The sequence below is a fragment of the Sphingobium sp. CFD-2 genome (genome assembly GCF_024611135.1).
Lineage (GTDB): Bacteria > Pseudomonadota > Alphaproteobacteria > Sphingomonadales > Sphingomonadaceae > Sphingobium > Sphingobium fuliginis.
The window spans coordinates 3,897,201-3,913,117 of sequence record NZ_CP084405.1 but is presented as its reverse complement, the minus strand read 5'-3'; the positions used below and the strand labels follow the sequence as shown (position 1 = coordinate 3,913,117).

General features: G+C 63.8%; 11 protein-coding genes. 5 read left to right on the top strand and 6 right to left on the bottom strand.

All coding sequences use genetic code 11. The features are described 5' to 3' along the window. Positions 1-534 precede the first annotated feature (534 nt). A complete protein-coding gene (locus LDB29_RS29420) occupies positions 535-1,059 on the bottom strand; it encodes a DUF4844 domain-containing protein (protein ID WP_037484397.1) in 525 nt (174 codons plus the stop codon). Between the two features lie 388 nt (positions 1,060-1,447). Between LDB29_RS29420 and polA the strand changes: the two genes are divergently transcribed. Further along, positions 1,448-4,234, top strand: a complete 2,787-nt coding sequence (gene polA, locus LDB29_RS19335; protein ID WP_257555458.1) for a DNA polymerase I — start codon at positions 1,448-1,450, stop codon at positions 4,232-4,234. Between the two features lie 171 nt (positions 4,235-4,405). On the opposite strand, the gene LDB29_RS19330 is transcribed toward polA, so the two are convergent. The 3 genes from LDB29_RS19330 to LDB29_RS19320 form a co-directional block, all read right to left on the bottom strand. Further along, the gene (locus LDB29_RS19330; RefSeq protein ID WP_037484354.1) at positions 4,406-5,866 is read right to left on the bottom strand and encodes a mannose-1-phosphate guanylyltransferase/mannose-6-phosphate isomerase; all 1,461 of its coding nucleotides are present in this window, start codon (positions 5,864-5,866) and stop codon (positions 4,406-4,408) included. Between the two features lie 122 nt (positions 5,867-5,988). Continuing rightward, positions 5,989-6,261 carry a zf-TFIIB domain-containing protein gene (locus LDB29_RS19325; RefSeq protein WP_025552169.1) on the bottom strand — a complete coding sequence of 91 codons (273 nt, stop codon included), beginning with the start codon at positions 6,259-6,261 and terminating at the stop codon, positions 5,989-5,991. A 5-nt stretch (positions 6,262-6,266) separates the two neighbouring features. Further along, the gene (locus LDB29_RS19320; protein WP_037484356.1) at positions 6,267-6,959 is read right to left on the bottom strand and encodes a Bax inhibitor-1/YccA family protein; all 693 of its coding nucleotides are present in this window, start codon (positions 6,957-6,959) and stop codon (positions 6,267-6,269) included. Between the two features lie 315 nt (positions 6,960-7,274). On the opposite strand from LDB29_RS19320, the gene cysS reads away from it, so the two are divergent. From cysS to LDB29_RS19300, 4 genes are all read left to right on the top strand, one after another. Continuing rightward, complete coding sequence (cysS, locus tag LDB29_RS19315; protein ID WP_025552173.1) at positions 7,275-8,810, top strand: cysteine--tRNA ligase; 1,536 nt, start codon at positions 7,275-7,277, stop codon at positions 8,808-8,810. A 124-nt stretch (positions 8,811-8,934) separates the two neighbouring features. Continuing rightward, positions 8,935-9,252: a Rap1a/Tai family immunity protein gene (locus LDB29_RS19310; RefSeq protein WP_044662810.1), complete on the top strand. Its 318-nt coding sequence runs from the start codon at positions 8,935-8,937 to the stop codon at positions 9,250-9,252. A 91-nt stretch (positions 9,253-9,343) separates the two neighbouring features. Further along, positions 9,344-10,714 (top strand): class II 3-deoxy-7-phosphoheptulonate synthase, encoded by a 1,371-nt coding sequence (locus tag LDB29_RS19305; RefSeq protein ID WP_257555453.1) that lies wholly within the window; start codon positions 9,344-9,346, stop codon positions 10,712-10,714. A gap of 364 nt (positions 10,715-11,078) precedes the next feature. Beyond that, positions 11,079-11,828, top strand: a complete 750-nt coding sequence (locus LDB29_RS19300) for a ParA family protein (protein WP_025549665.1) — start codon at positions 11,079-11,081, stop codon at positions 11,826-11,828. A gap of 46 nt (positions 11,829-11,874) precedes the next feature. On the opposite strand, the gene LDB29_RS19295 is transcribed toward LDB29_RS19300, so the two are convergent. Beyond that, positions 11,875-13,095 carry an MBL fold metallo-hydrolase gene (locus LDB29_RS19295; protein ID WP_025549666.1) on the bottom strand — a complete coding sequence of 407 codons (1,221 nt, stop codon included), beginning with the start codon at positions 13,093-13,095 and terminating at the stop codon, positions 11,875-11,877. A gap of 208 nt (positions 13,096-13,303) precedes the next feature. Continuing rightward, positions 13,304-15,913, bottom strand: a complete 2,610-nt coding sequence (locus LDB29_RS19290; RefSeq protein ID WP_025549667.1) for an EAL domain-containing protein — start codon at positions 15,911-15,913, stop codon at positions 13,304-13,306. Between the last annotated feature and the right edge of the window lie 4 nt (positions 15,914-15,917).

The following is a 15,917-nucleotide window of genomic DNA, read 5'->3' as shown; positions in this document are numbered from 1 at the left end:
CGGCTAAGTCAGAAGCTCGCTACGCTCGCGTCCACCCCTAACCCCTCCCGTTTACGGGAGGGAAAGGTCCTGAATTGGTCGAATTTTCAGGTTCGGCTCCTCCGGCTCACGATTTTGCGAGCAACCAAGCTGAAAAGCCAACCCAACGCGCATAGCCACGACGCAATCATTCCAAGGCCACAGGCCATCCCCGAAATATGTCCCACGCCTAACGGCACGGTAATGGCCGTGGAAAACACCGCCAAAATCATGATCCACACCGTGAGCATAATCGCTTTCATTCGGCCATAGTTACTCACCCTGCAATTCACGGCAGGAGTGTCGGCTTTCTGGCCATCTAACGCGGGATAGAAATGACAAAATATGGTCGCTTGCCGCTGGGCGGCTTTCCAATCCCAAACCGGACCATCGCCTTATCGGCGACACGGATCGCAATTCGCAGGCTGAGAACGATGATCTGGGTGGATAGGCGAGACTGTCCGGTTCTGAGGAAGTTCGCCCAGAAACCGCCCGTAGGCACGCCCTTGTTTGGTGCTACTGTGTACCCATCGGACGTGGCGTCGTTGCCGATTTCCACCCGGGAGGCAAGGGTTCAGCATAACCTTTAGGTCTCTGAAAGGCGGCTCCATATGCAAACCGACCGGTAGCCCCCTTGAATCCAAGCAGATACCAAATCTCGATCATATAGTCCGCTGTCCGATCTCGATCTTCCGTTTCGAGTTCGTCTACGCGCTTCATACTCCGCCCGATCAGGTCCGACACCCGTGCCGCTGGGATAGGTCCGTTCTCTTGCGATAGAATCGATCCAATAACGTCGTTCACAGCCGCCCGAGCGATTACGCCTTCTTCCGGTGTGGCGACGCCCGTGTAGCCTAGCGGAGGATAATTGTGTGGCTCGAACTTTCTTTCATCCCTTAGGGCGATCAGCGCGTGCCGCTTTTCCAAGTTTAGTTGCACAGTCTCCTGGGAGGGCTTGGGAAATAAACTGGAATACCTCCACCAACCCGCAGCAATGAGCGCGAACAAAGCAATCACTATTAGGATGAGGAATGTCCGCATCTAAGCGTTTTCACACCACGGCAGAAAGTCCGCAAGTGGTCGTTTCCAGACCCCACCTCCGACGCCTGAGCGGCAGCCTTCGATCAGGCGTTACCCGAAAACCACAGAAAGCTCCAAAAACATCCTATTCCTCCAACAGGGGCTGATCAGGCCTGTCCTATTCCGCGCCGACCCGCTTATCCCACCACCCTCTTTGAAACGTCCGACCCATCCCCCCTCACGCCCACGCGCGCCCAGGCACGCGCGCGCATACACTGTGAACTTCGACCCGAAAATGGCGGATTTCCGCCCTTTCCAACACATCACCCCCGCCCCGATCCGGGAACCCGCCTCCTACACCGACAACCCCACTGGAGCCACCCCGCATAACCCGCTATCCCCTCCCCCCATGGCCCAGAATCATCTCTATCTCGTCGACGGCAGCGGCTATATCTTCCGCGCCTATCACCAGCTTCCGCCGCTCACCAACAGGCATGGCCAGCCCGTCGGCGCAGTCTATGGCTATACCACCATGCTCTGGAAGCTGGCCGACGAACTGGGCAAGGCGGAGGGCCCCACCCACCTCGCCGTGGTGCTGGATAAGGGCAGCCACACCTTCCGCAACGACATGTACGACGCCTATAAGGCGAACCGACCGCCGCCGCCGGAGGATCTGGTCCCGCAATTCCCGATGATCCGCGACGCCACCCGCGCTTTCTCCCTCCCCTGCATCGAGGAAGCGGGGTTCGAGGCGGACGACATCATCGCCAGTTACACCAGGGCCGCCGTGGCGGCGGGCTGGCACGTCACCATCGTCAGTTCCGACAAGGACCTGATGCAACTGATCCAGCCCGGCGTCGACATGTACGACACGATGAAGAACGAGCGGCGCGGCGCCGACTATGTCATGGCGAAATTCGGCGTCCAGCCGGAACAGCTTGGCGACGTGCTCGCCCTGATGGGCGACAGCGTCGACAATGTCCCCGGCATCCCCGGCATCGGCCCCAAGACCGCCGCCAAGCTCATCACCGAATATGGCAGCCTGGAAGCCGCGCTTGAAGCCGCCCCTTCGATGAAGAAATCGAAGATGCAGGAAAATCTCATCGAACATGCCGACATGGCCCGCCTGTCGCGCCGGCTCGTCGCGCTGCATGACGCCATGGACCTGCCCGAGCCGCTCGACGACCTGACGCTGAAGGGCATTCCGCTGGAGCCGCTGCAGGCCTTCCTCGAACATCACGGCTTCAAGTCGCTGCTCGCCCGCGCCGGCGCGCCCGCCGCGGCCGTGGCGGTCGCGACCGCCGCCGCCGCCGTCACCGAACTCGCCGCTCCCGCCGCCCCGGTGCTGGAGGAGGAACCGCCGATCGACCGCAGCCTCTACGAAACGGTGGTGACGGAGGACGCGCTCGACCGCTGGATCGCCGCCGCCCATGCCGAGGGGCTGGTCGCCGTCGATACGGAGACGGACATGCTCGACTGCGTGTCCTGCGCGCTGGTCGGCGTCAGCCTCGCCGTCGGCCCCAACGCCGCCTGCTATATCCCGGTCGGCCATGGCGGCAAGGACATGTTCGCGGAGAAACCCGACCAGCTTCCCCTCGCCCTCGTCCTCGCGAAACTCAAGCCGCTGCTGGAGGATGACAGCGTCCTCAAGATCGGCCAGAACCTCAAATATGACATCACGGTCCTGCGCCGCCATGGCATAGAGATCGCCCCCTATGACGACACCATCGTCATGAGCTTCGACCTCGACGCGGGCCAGAGCCTCGCGGGCCACGGCATGGACGAGGCGGCGAAGGTCCACCTCAATCACACCTGCATCAGCTTCAAGGATGTCTGCGGCACTGGCAAGAGCCAGATCAGCTTCGCGGAAGTCCCGCTCGACAAGGCGACCGAATATGCCGCCGAGGATGCCGACGTCACGCTGCGCCTGTGGAAGCTGTTCAAGAGCCGCGTCGCGAATGAAGGCGCGACCCGCGTCTACGAGCTGGTCGACCGCCCGCTCGTCGCGGTGATCGCGAAGATGGAGCATGAAGGCATCAAGGTCGACCGCGAGGCGCTCTCCCGCCTCTCCGCCGAGTTCACCGCCGAGATCGCCAAGCTGGAAGGCGAAATCCACGGCCTCGCCGGCCAACCCTTCGCCATCGGCTCCACGCAACAGCTTGGCGCGATCCTGTTCGACAAAATGGGCTACAAGGGCGGAAAGAAGGGCAAGTCCGGCGCCTATTCGACCGACGTCACCATCCTGGAGCAGCTCAAGACCCAGGGCGCCGAAATCGCGGGCAAGGTGCTCGACTGGCGGCAGCTTTCCAAGCTCAAGTCGACCTATACCGACGCGCTTCAGGCCCAGATCAACAGGGACACCAGCCGCGTCCATACCAGCTACAGCCTGTCCGGCGCGCAGACCGGCCGCCTGTCCTCGACCGACCCCAATCTCCAGAACATCCCGATCCGCACCGAAGTCGGCCGGCAAATCCGCCACGCCTTCGTCGCGGAACCGGGCAATGTCATCCTGGCGGCGGACTATAGCCAGATCGAACTGCGCCTCGCCGCGCATATGGCGGACGTGCCCGCGCTGAAGGAGGCGTTCGCGAACGGCGAGGACATCCACGCCGCCACTGCCCAGCAACTCTTCGGGGAGGTCAACCGCGACACGCGCGGCCGGGCCAAGACGATCAACTTCGCCATCCTCTACGGCATCAGCCGCTGGGGCCTCGCCGGACGGCTGGAGATCAGCGCCGACGAAGCGCAGGACATGATCAGCCGCTATTATGAACGCTTCCCCGGCATCAGCCTCTACATCACCGACACGATCGAAAAGGCGCGCTCAAGGGGCTATACGGAAACCCTTTTCGGCCGGAAGACATGGTTCCCCCGCATCAAGGCGTCGATCCAGCATGAACGACAAGGCGCCGAACGGGCCGCGATCAACGCCCCGATCCAGGGCACCAGCGCCGACATCATAAAGCGCGCCATGGCCCGCATGGGCCCCGCGCTCGCGGCGGAAGGGCTGCATCAGGTCAAGATGCTGCTGCAAGTGCACGATGAACTTGTCTTCGAACTGCCGGAAGGCGATGTGGAACAGGCCAGCACCGTCATCCGCCGCGTCATGGAAGGCGCCGCCGAACCGATCGTGAAGCTGAGCGTGCCGCTGGGCGTCGAAATCGGCCACGGCCCAAGCTGGGGCGCGGCGCACTAGAGCCAATCGACATTCAGCCCTGACGGCCTGCAAATGGCGCTTTTCCGTGCTTCCGGTGCTCACCTACCTTGAGTACGCTGCGCTCCGGGTCACGGAAAACCACCATTTTCGGCTCGTCATCTTCTGAATGTCGATTGGCTCTAATCCTTGAAGGCGCGGCGCGCCGGGAATTCACCCCCGCGCGTACCGGTCCTCATACCGAACGATGTCGTCTTCCCCCAGATAGGTTCCCGTCTGCACCTCGATGAACACGACGGGAATCTTCCCCGGATTCTCGACCCGATGCTTCGCCCCCGCCGGGACATAAAGCGACTGGTTTTCCGTCAGCAGCGTCACCTCTTCATTCACCGTGACCTTGGCCGTCCCTTCGACGACGATCCAATGTTCCGACCGATGGAAATGGCTCTGCAGGCTCAATGACTGCCCCGGCTGCACGACGATCCGCTTCACCTGGAAGCGCTCGCCCGCCAGCAGGCCCTCCACCCAACCCCATGGCCGGTGATCCTTGGGGAAACTTTCCGCCTGCGCGGCGCCCTTCTTCTTGAGCGCCTCGACGGCCAGCTTCACATCCTGCGAGCGCGCCTTGTCCGCGATCAGCACCGCGTCGTTCATCGCCACCGCAATGATGTTGCTGAGCCCGATGCCGACCAGTTCCATGCCTTCACTGTCGGACCGCAGCAGCGTATCGCTGCAATCGATCGCCGTCGCCCCGCCGCTCACCGTCACGCCAGCCGTATCCGGACCGGCATGGCTCCACACCGCATCCCAGCCGCCCAGGTCGGACCAGCCAGAGCCATAGGGCACGACCGACAGATTGTCGGCCCGCTCCATGACGGCATAATCGATGGAAATGTCCGGCGCGCTGTCCCATGCTTCCGCCGCCAGCCGCAAAAAGCCCAGATCGCCTTCCGCCGCCTCGACCGCCGGCCGCACCGCCGCCAGCACGTCGGGCGCATGCGCCTCGAAGGCGGCGACCAGATCCTTCGCCGCAAACAGGAAAATCCCCGCATTCCAGAGATGATCGCCGCTCGCCAGCATCTCTGCCGCACGAACCGCATCGGGCTTTTCGACGAAGCGCGCCAGCTTGATCGGTTCGCCCGATCCATCCGGCCGGGCGACGACCTGCAAATAGCCATAGCCGGTTTCCGGCCGTGTCGGCTGAATGCCGAAGGTCACCAGATCGCCGACATGCGCCGCCGCCAAGCCTTGGCTCACCGCCGCACGGAAGGCCTCTGCATCGGGCACCACATGGTCCGATGGCGCGACCAGCATCACCGCCCCTGGATCGTCCGCCATCAAATGCAGGGCCGCCGCCAATATGGCGGGCGCCGTGTTGCGCACCGAAGGCTCGATCATGATGGCCCGCGGATCGGTGCCCTCCTGCGCCAGTTGTTCAGCTACGATGAAACGGAACGCCGCGTTGGTCAGGACGACGGGGCGGCCAAAGGCGAAACCCTCGCCCGCACCCGACAGCCGCCGCACCACGGAGCGGAACAGCGTCTCCTCACCCAGCAGCGGCACGAACTGCTTGGGATAGGATTTGCGCGACAGCGGCCACAACCGCGTCCCCGATCCACCGGCCAATATGACTGGCGTAACCTGCTGAAATTCTTTTCCTTCGATACCCGGCATGCAACTCACTCGAACAAGGCGATCCATCCCGATGGGACCATATCCGCCCCTCTTATCGCCATTCCGTGAAAGCACCTATGAAGAAGCCGAAAAAAAGCGGCCCACGCCGGGGCCGCTTATCGTCAGTCGAACAGCTCTTCGAGAAAGCTCTTCTTCCGCTTCTTCTGATAATATCGCCCGTCGTCGCGATGGTCGCGGTCCGGCCGGTAGCTGGGCTGTGGAGCCGGAACCCCGCCCGCCGACCGTTCGATGATCTTGTCCAGTTCACCCCGGTCGAGCCAGACGCCCCGACATTGCGGGCAATAGTCGATCTCCACGCCCTGACGGTCCGTCATGGAGAGGCCCACATGACAGACCGGGCAGAGCATGGCCGACACCGCGGCCTGATCCCGCATTCGGGTTACTCCCGCTCGCCGGTCAGGCTGAGCAGCATCTGGAACAGGTTGACGAAGTTCAGGTAGAGCGACAGCGCGCCCATCACCTGCATCTTCTGCGTGACTTCATGGCCGGCATAGGCGAAATATTCCGACTTGATGCGCTGCACGTCCCAGGCGGTCAGGCCAGTGAAGACCACCACGCCGATGATCGAGATGACCATCGCCATAGCCGACGAGCCGATGAAGATATTGATGAGGCTCGCTACCAATATGCCGATCAGGCCCATGATCAGGAACGACCCGAATTTCGACAGGTCGCGCCCGGTGGTATAGCCCCACAGCGCCATCGCCAGGAACATCACGGCGGCGGAGAAGAAGGCCTGCGCGATCGATCCGCCGGTGAAGACCAGGAAGATGCTGGCCAGCGACACGCCCATCACCGCCGAAAAGGCGTAGAAGGCCATGCGCGCGCCGGCCGTCGTCATCTTTTCGATGCGGAAGCTGAAGAAGAACACAAAGGCCAGCGGCGCGAAGATCGCCACCCATTTGAGCGGCGTGCCGAAGATCGCGGCGGCGAGCGCCGGCGTATTGCCGATGAGGGCGGCGACCAGCCCGGTGATGACCAGGCCGATGCCCATGTTGCGGAAAACGCCCAGCATGTGCGCGCGCAGCCCGGCGTCGGTCTGCGCCGTCTGGCTCGCACCATAGCCCGGCATACGAACGGGATTGTTCACGGCGTTATCACTCCATCCAAAAACAGTCTTGACGGATCGAGTGGCCCGGCGCGGTCTTCGTGCTACGTCAGAGGGGGGCAAACGCACACGAACCTGCACCGAGCACACTCGATGCGGTCCGACATCGCGGCTGGATGTCACATCCAACCGCCAGAGGGGCCCGGCCCGCACAAGCAATATCGGTGGGGCAACGCGCCATTGCAAGGGATGGCGCAGAGCGTCGGTCCGCCAGCAACAATTTATTACAAATGCCAAGGCCGGTTGACGCTTCGGCCCGATCGCCGCATGGCTGCGCCCATGAGCGACCAGTTCACACCCGCCCAGCAGCATGCCGATGCGCCTCTGCGCCTGTTCAACAGCCTGACGCGCACGGTGGAGGCCTTCGCCCCGATCGAGCCGCACCACGCCCGCGTCTATAGCTGCGGCCCGACGGTCTATAATTACGCCCATCTCGGCAACCTGCGCGCCTATGTCTTTACCGACACGCTGCGCCGCACCTTGCTCTGGAAGGGGCTCACCGTCACCCATATCATCAACATCACCGATGTCGGCCATCTGACGTCGGACGCGGATGCCGGCGACGACAAGATGGAAGCCGCCGCCCGCGCCCAAGCCAAGAGCATCTGGGACATAGCGGCGCATTATACCCAGGCCTTCAAGCAGAACATCGCCGACCTCAACATCATCCCGCCCAGCGAATGGACGGTCGCCACCGACTATGTCCCGCAGATGATCGCCTTTGCGGAGAAGATCGCGCCGGCCCATTGCTACGAACTGGAAACGGGTCTCTATTTCGACAGCAGCACCGTGCCTGATTATGGCGCGCTGGCCGGGGGGCGCGACGATGCCGCCCATGCCCGCATCGATCCCGTCGCCGGCAAGCGCAACCCCAGCGACTTTGCGATCTGGCGCAAATCCCCGCCCGGCGAACAGCGCCAGATGGAGTGGGACTCGCCCTGGGGCAAGGGTGCGCCGGGCTGGCATCTCGAATGTTCGGTGATGAGCGAGGCGCGGCTTGGCCATCCGTTCGACATCCACACCGGCGGCATCGACCATCGGGAAATCCACCATCCCAACGAGATCGCGCAGAATCAGGCATTCCATGGCTGCTGCGGCGAAGCGGACGCGGCGACCGCAGGCTTCACCGGCGCGAAATGGTGGATGCACAATAATTTCCTCGTCGACCGGCAGGGAAAGATGAGCAAGTCCAAGGGCGGCTTCACCACTCTCTTCTCGCTGATCGACGCGGGCGTGCATCCGCTCGCCTATCGCCTGCTGTGCCTGGGCGCGCATTATCGCAGCGAGTTGGAGTTCAGCGCGGACAGCGTCGGCGCAGCGCTCACCCGCCTGAAACGCCTCGTCATGGGTGTCGAAAACCTGAAGGCGCGGGCCGAGGGCGTGACATGGCAGTCGCTGCGGCTGGACTGGCTGCGCGCCAATCTCCACCCCAAGCTCGCGCCCTTGCTCGAACAGTTCGACGCGGCGATCAGCGACGACCTGATGACGCCCCGCGCGCTGCCGCTTCTGGAGGAGACCATCGCCATCAAGAAGGTGCCGGTGGACGAGAAGCTCTGCCTGCTCGCAGCCTTCGACCAGGCGCTGGGCCTCAACCTGCTGACCATCGGCCGCGCAGACCTGCGCATCCGGCCCGGGGACGCGGCGATCGCGCCCGAAGAGATCGAAGCCGAACTGGACCGTCGCCAGCAGGCGCGCACCGAAAAGGACTTCGCCCTGTCGGACGAGATACGCGACGCCTTGATCGACCGGGGGGTCGAGGTGATGGACGGCGATCCGCTTCGCTGGGACTGGCGCCTCACCCTCAACACGGCATAAGGTTCCGGCGGCTGAGCCGGACCGTGCGGCGGATCAGCCGGCCCGTTTGTACATATGTCAGGCAAGCGGGCATATTCCGCGCATGCTAAAAGCCGCAACCGCAGCGTTCATGGGAATTGGCGCCATGACGATACCGACCGTCGCTGCGCCTGCGCAAAGCTATATGTTCGAGACGGGAACGACCCTGCTCGCCAAATGCCGCAACAAGGCGCCGGAATATGCCCTGGCCTGCACCGCCTATATCGTCGGCGCGGTGGACGGCATCAAGAAGGATGTGTTCATCGGCCGGGCCAAGCCCAATTGCTGGCCCGCCCAGATGAATGCGGAGGAAGTGAAGCGCATCGTCCTCACCTATCTGACCCGTTATCCCGACCAGCGGCAGGCGCCTGCCTCCGTCCTGGTCAGCGTGGCGCTCAACGAACATTATCCTTGCCAGAAATAACGGGCCCCCGCACGCCGCCGCTATAAACTTGCGTTAGCCACTGGTTGCGCGTAGGTGCGGCCCCTATTTTACGATCTTTGGGAGACTCGACGTGGCGGCGAAGTGGACGCCGGAAAGCTGGCGCAGCCAAAAGGGCATCCAGATGCCCGTCTATCGTGACGGCCAGGCGCTTGCCGCCGTGGAGGCTCAGCTCAGCCAGTTTCCCCCGCTCGTCTTTGCCGGCGAAGCGCGCAGCCTGAAGGCCGAACTCGCCAGGGTGACGAATGGCGAGGCGTTCCTGCTTCAGGGCGGCGATTGCGCGGAGAGCTTTGCGGAGTTCCATCCGAACAATATCCGCGACACCTTCCGCGTGCTGCTGCAGATGGCGGTGGTGCTGACCTTTGCGTCCAAGCTGCCGATCGTGAAGGTCGGCCGCATGGCTGGCCAGTTCGCCAAGCCGCGCTCCGCCGATACGGAGACGATCGGCGGCGTCGAACTGCCCAGCTATCGCGGCGACAATGTCAACGACATCGCCTTCACGGCGGAGGCGCGCGAACCCGACGCGGGGCGGATGATCCGCGCCTATAACCAGTCGGCGGCGACGCTTAACTTGCTGCGGGCCTTTTCGACCGGGGGCTATGCCAGCCTGGACCGGGTCCATGGCTGGATGCTGGATTTCATGGGCCGCAGCCCCTGGGCCGCGAAGTTCGAGGCGATGGCCGACCAGATCGGACAGGCGCTCGACTTCATGCGCGCCTGCGGCCTGTCGCCCGAAACCGTGCCGCAATTGGGGGGAACGAGCTTCTACACCAGCCATGAGGCGCTGCTGCTGCCCTATGAGCAGGCGCTGACCCGGCAGGATTCGCTGACCGGCGACTGGTACGACACCTCCGCGCATATGCTGTGGATCGGGGATCGCACCCGGTTCGAAGGGTCGGCGCATGTCGAATATCTGCGCGGCATCGGCAATCCGATCGGCATGAAATGCGGCCCCAGCCTGGAGCCGGATGCGCTGATCCGCCTGCTGGACGTGCTGAATCCCAGCCGGGAAGCGGGCCGGATCACGCTTATCACCCGCTACGGCCATGACAAGATCGAGGTGGGCCTGCCCAGGCTGGTCCGCGCGGTGCTGAAGGAAGGCCATCCGGTGGTCTGGTCCTGCGACCCGATGCACGGCAATGTCATCAAGGCGGCCAATGGCTACAAGACGCGGCCGTTCGACCGCATCCTGGCGGAGGTGCGCGGTTTCTTCGCCGTTCACCGGGCGGAGGGCAGCTTCGGCGGCGGCATCCATGCCGAAATGACCGGCCAGAATGTGACGGAGTGCACCGGCGGCGCCGTGGCGATCACGGACGAAGGCCTTGCGGATCGCTACCACACCCATTGCGACCCGCGCCTCAACGCGGCGCAGAGCCTGGAACTCGCGTTCCTGCTCGCAGAAATGCTGAACGAGGAACTGAAGGAACGCCGGGCAGCCGCCTGATCCTTCGAAACGGAAATGATCCCGCCGCGACCATGCCTCGCGGCGGGATTTTTCTTGGCGCAATCCCGGTGCTCGTTTGAGCGCCCTATGTCGCGGGCGCCGGATTAGCACCTCTTTCGCGCTGAGCTTGTCGAAGCGCCACGCTTCCTTGGGGAAAGCGCAGGATGGCGACAGGCTCAGTCCGAACGGATGGGGGTGAACGAGGAATGATCGGCACTGGCCATCAAAACCCGCCAGCGGACCAACCCATCATCCTCTTCGACGGCGGGCTGGTAATCGAGGGTCCGGCAGGGTCCGTCACATGCACGTAACAATCCCATGATTCAGCCCTTGCTTTGGCGGTGCAGCAAGATAGCCTCCGCATATGGCAAAGGAACCGCAAGTGGCGACCATCGCCGTCTACAGCCTGAAGGGCGGGGTCGGGAAAACCACCTTCGCGATCAACCTCGCCTGGGCATCCGCAAGCATTTCGAAACGGCGGACATTGCTGTGGGATCTCGACCCACAGGCCGCGTCGAGCTGGCTGATCTCCACGGACAGCGAAAGCCGCGACGCCGCGCAGGCGATCTTCAGCAAGGATGTGGAGGTCCGCAAGCTGATCCAACCCTCGACGGTGCAGGGCCTCGACCTGATCGCCGCCGACACCTCGCTGCGCAGCCTCGACCATCTGTTCCGGGAGATGGACAAGAAGAAGCGTCTCGCCAAGCTGATCGAGAGCCTGGGCAAGGATTATGACCGGATCATCCTGGATTGTCCGCCCGGCCTCACCGAAACCAGCGAGCAGGTGCTGCGCGCGGCGGACATGATCGTCATTCCGGTCATCCCCTCCCCCCTCGCCCAACGCGCCATGGGGGAGGTCGCCCGCTATCTGGTGCAGCGCGGCGGCAGCCATCCGCCGATCATGCCGGTCTATTCCATGGTCGACCGCCGCCGTGGCCTGCATCGCGCAGCCCTGGAATCCCAGCCCGGCTGGCCGGCCATTCCCATGGCCAGCGCGGTCGAACAAATGGCTGTCCGCCGCAAACCGCTGGGCGCCTTCGCGGCCTCATCCCCATCCGCCCAGGCCTTTGCCGGACTTTGGACGACGATCGAGCGGCAGCTCCAGAAACGTTAGGGCGGCGACAGGATTTGGCGGGTTACCGCCTGCCAACAGCCTCCGCCTACTTCAACCTCGCGATCGCGCCCGGATCGCACCGCTTCTCCCTGTGCGGCACGGGCGACCAGCCGGGCACCAGGATCGACTGCCCGACCCGAAGGGGCGCAAAACGCCGCCGTTCAATGCCTGCGCAACGCAGTTGGAGTTCCAGCATTTTGGGCGGGGTATCCCATTTCTCGTAGGAAAGGCGGAACGTCCCCCAATGGATGGGAATGGCGGTCGAGGCCTTGAGCTTTTCGAAAATCTGCACGGCCTGTTCCGGCCCGACATGGGAATCCGACTGCATTTGTCCGGCATGGAAGCGGAAGGCGCCAATCGGGATCATCGCCAGCCTGATCGGCCCCAGCCGCGCCGCGTCCGCGGGCCAGGCCATATCGCCAGCGCCCGTGTCGCCCGCGAAGAAGATATTGCCCGCCCGCGTGCTGACGAAGAAGCTCGACCAGAGCGCCCGGCTGCGGTCAGTGCCCCAGCGGCTGCTCCAATGATGGTTGCGCAGCACATGAACGCGATAATCCGGGCAATGCTCATAATTTTCGCATTGGATCACCGTGCCGTCGCCCAGGCCGTTCAACGCCGCGCCGCTTATCGATTGCCCCCAGTCGAGCGCCGTCGACGGAATGCCGTTGGCTTTCAGGATCGCGTCATTGCCCAGGCTGGTGACGATCTTCGGCCTGTCCCGTTTCCAAAGCCTTTTCAGCGTGGGGATGTCCATATGGTCGTAATGATTGTGGCTGAGGAGGATGAGGTCGATCCTCGGCAGATCGTCGAAGCGCACGCCCGGCTGCGCCACCCGCCGGGGCCCCAGGGGCGGAAAGGGGCTGGCATGGTCGGACCAGATCGGATCGGTGAGGATATTGAGGCCCGCCGCCTGCACGAGTACGGTGGCATGTCCCACCCAGGTGGCGATCATGCCACGCGGCGCCGCGAAGGCAGGCGGGCGCGAAGGCTTGACCGCCACCATGTCAGGCCATGAGGGCCGGTCGTCCTGACCCAGCAGCCACCGCGCGATGAAACCGCGCGGGTTGCCGCCCGCCGGTGCGGGAGAGCGGATGTCCCCATCGGGATTGAAGAAGCGTTCCCCGTCATAATGGCGGGTGACCGGCCCTTCATAATAGATGCGGTCGAGAAAGGGTGGAACGACGGTCACCGCCAGGCACAGGGCGACAACCAGAAACAGCAGCGCAACGCCCAAGCCTTTGACGATTTTCCCGACGATGCCGCCCATGCCGTCTCCCGCTCCGATGACCGGACGGACATAGCGCGGTTCAAGGTATCGGCAAGCGTGGAGATGGAGGAAGGGGCAAGAGTGGAGAGCGGACGTTGATGTTGGTCTGGGTAAAGCATGCTCCTACGCGGGAGCACCGCGCGCCTAATGGCGGAACCCGACTATCTCCGTCGCCCCACACCCAGCCATCCTGACCCGCCTCGCACCCTCAGGATGCCATGGAACGAGGCACGGCGCGCAATGTCGACGGGTTGATCGCCTGGACGAATTCCACCCCCAGCCGGTCGTCCTTGGACCATCGCGCGATGGCATTGACGGTCTGGTTGTCGCCCAGTTCGATGGCGAACAGCGTGCCCTCCGGCACGTTCCACAGGCCCTCCAACTGCGCACCCGTGGCGGAGATGTTGCGGATGCGCCCGGTATAGACATGACCGTCATGGTGCACGGCCACGGTACGCAACATGGTCTTGCGTTCCGTCCGGCTCGACTGGAAGCCCTGCGGCGCGACCACGCCGCCATGGCGGTGTTGCTGGACCAGCACGTCCGCCGCCGGCAGCGGGCGGCCATAGACATAGCCCTGGATATGGCTGCACCCTAGGTTGCGGATCAGCGCGAGTTCATCCTGCGTCTCCGCCCCTTCGGCCGTGGTATCCATGCCCAGCGCTTCGGCCAGGCTGACGATCGCCTTGATGATCGCGCTGTTAGGGCTGCCCTTGATCGCGGCGCCGCGCACGAAGCTCTGGTCGATCTTGATCTTGTCGAACGGCGCTTTCTTGAGATAGCCGAGCGAGGAATAGCCGGTGCCGAAATCGTCGAGCGCCAGTCGCACCCCGATGCCCTTCAGCCGGGAGAACATCGAGTCCGTGCCATCATCGTCGTTCAGGAACACGCTTTCGGTGATCTCCAGCTCCAGTCGCTGGGCCGCCAGCCCGGAGGCGGCGAGCGCATTCATGACGATCGAGGGCAGGCCGTGATTGGCGAACTGGATCGGTGAGACGTTGACGGCCACCCTAACCCCGTCGGCCCACTGCGCCGCATCGCGGCAGGCGGTGCGGAGCACCCATTCACCGATCGGGCCGATCAGGCCGCTTTCCTCCGCAATGGGGATAAACAGCGTGGGAGAGATCAAGCCGCGCACCGGATGCTGCCAGCGCAGCAGCGCTTCATAGCCGGTAATCTGCTCGGTCCGGGAGGAAACCACCGGCTGATAGACGAGGTGCAGGGCGTTTTCGACCAGCGCCTTGCGCAGATCCTCCTCCAACTGGCGGCGATCCTCGGCATCGGCATGCATCTCCGGGGAATAGAAGCGATAGATGCCGCGCCCGTCCCCCTTGGCGGCGTAGAGCGCAAGATCGGCATTGCGGATGAGTTCCTCGGCCGTCACGCCATCCTGCGGGCAGAAGGAAATGCCGATCGACACCCCGATGACGACCGCCGTTCCCTCCACCGTATAGGGCTGGGACACATCGGTGATGATCGCCCGCGCCAGATGGTCCAGGGTGATCTTGTCGGGTCGGCCGGGCAGCAGGATCTTGAATTCATCACCGCCCTGACGTCCGACCAGCCCCTTGTTGCCGACAACCCGCCGGATACGCTCGCTGACCTGGCGCAGCAGCGCATCGCCAGCCGGATGGCCCAGCGTGTCGTTGACGATCTTGAACCGGTCGAGGTCCAGCATCATCAGCGTGCAGTCACGCGGCTGCCCGTTCTTGCCCGCGACCGCCTGCTCCAGCGAGCGCATCATCTGCACCCGGTTGGCAAGGCCGGTCAGCGAATCATATTGGGCGAGCCGCGTCACCTCCGCCTGGCTGCGGCGCATTTCGGTAAGGTCCGTGCCGCTGCCCCGGAAGCCGTGGAACTGGCCGAATTCGTTGAACACCGGCTGGCCGGAGATCGACCACCAGCGCTCGTCCTTCGCCATAGCGGCGCGGACGGGAATTTCGGCAAAGCCGGTGCGCGCCGACAGGTGGAACCCCAATGTGCGCTCGCCATCGCCATCCTGCCGGTCGCCGGGACGGATGATTTCCGTGATCGGACGGCCGATCAGGGCATCGTTGCCCAACCCCAAGGTACGGGCCAATGTGTCGGAAATATAGACGATGCATCCGTGGCGGTCGGTTTCCCAGAACCAGCCGCGACCTGACTGTTCATAGTCATGGAGCAGCCGGTCGGAGCGCTGGGCCCTCAGATCCCGCTGATGGAAGGCGATGGCGCGGTTCATGTCGGCATGCGCCTGGCGCAGCGCGGCGACCAGCATCGCGGCTATGCAACTGATCAACAGGCCGACCTGCGCGAAATCGCCCCGATGCAGGATGGAGGCGATCAGCAGGCCGCAGAAATAGCTGACACCCAACAGGCGCCGGTCGCCGAAGATCGACACGGCCATCAACGCGACCGCCATTTCCGCGGCCAGATTGCGCGAAGGCTCGCCGGCGATCAGCGACGGCCCCAGCATCAGGCTGAAGCTGAGGCCCGAGAGCAGCACCATCGGCAGCATCAGCCATTTCTGGTGATGTGGCCGCAAAAGCTGGAACCGGGCTCCGCGCGGCACGACGATGGCAATGCCGTCGACCAGCAGCATGGCCGCCAGGGCAACGGCATGGCCGACATTGCCCTCATCATAGAAAGGCACATGCAGCAGAGCGGTGATGCAGAGCTTCCCCAGCAGGACAAGCGGCCAGAGCCGGGCGATATGGACGAAGGTGCCGGAAATCCAGGAAGCGTCGACGGCAGCCCCGCTTTCGGCAAGGCCAAGCGCCGCGACCAGATCGGTCCGCCGCGTATGCAGTTCTGCCAGGTTCGCCCGCAAGGAAGTCATATTC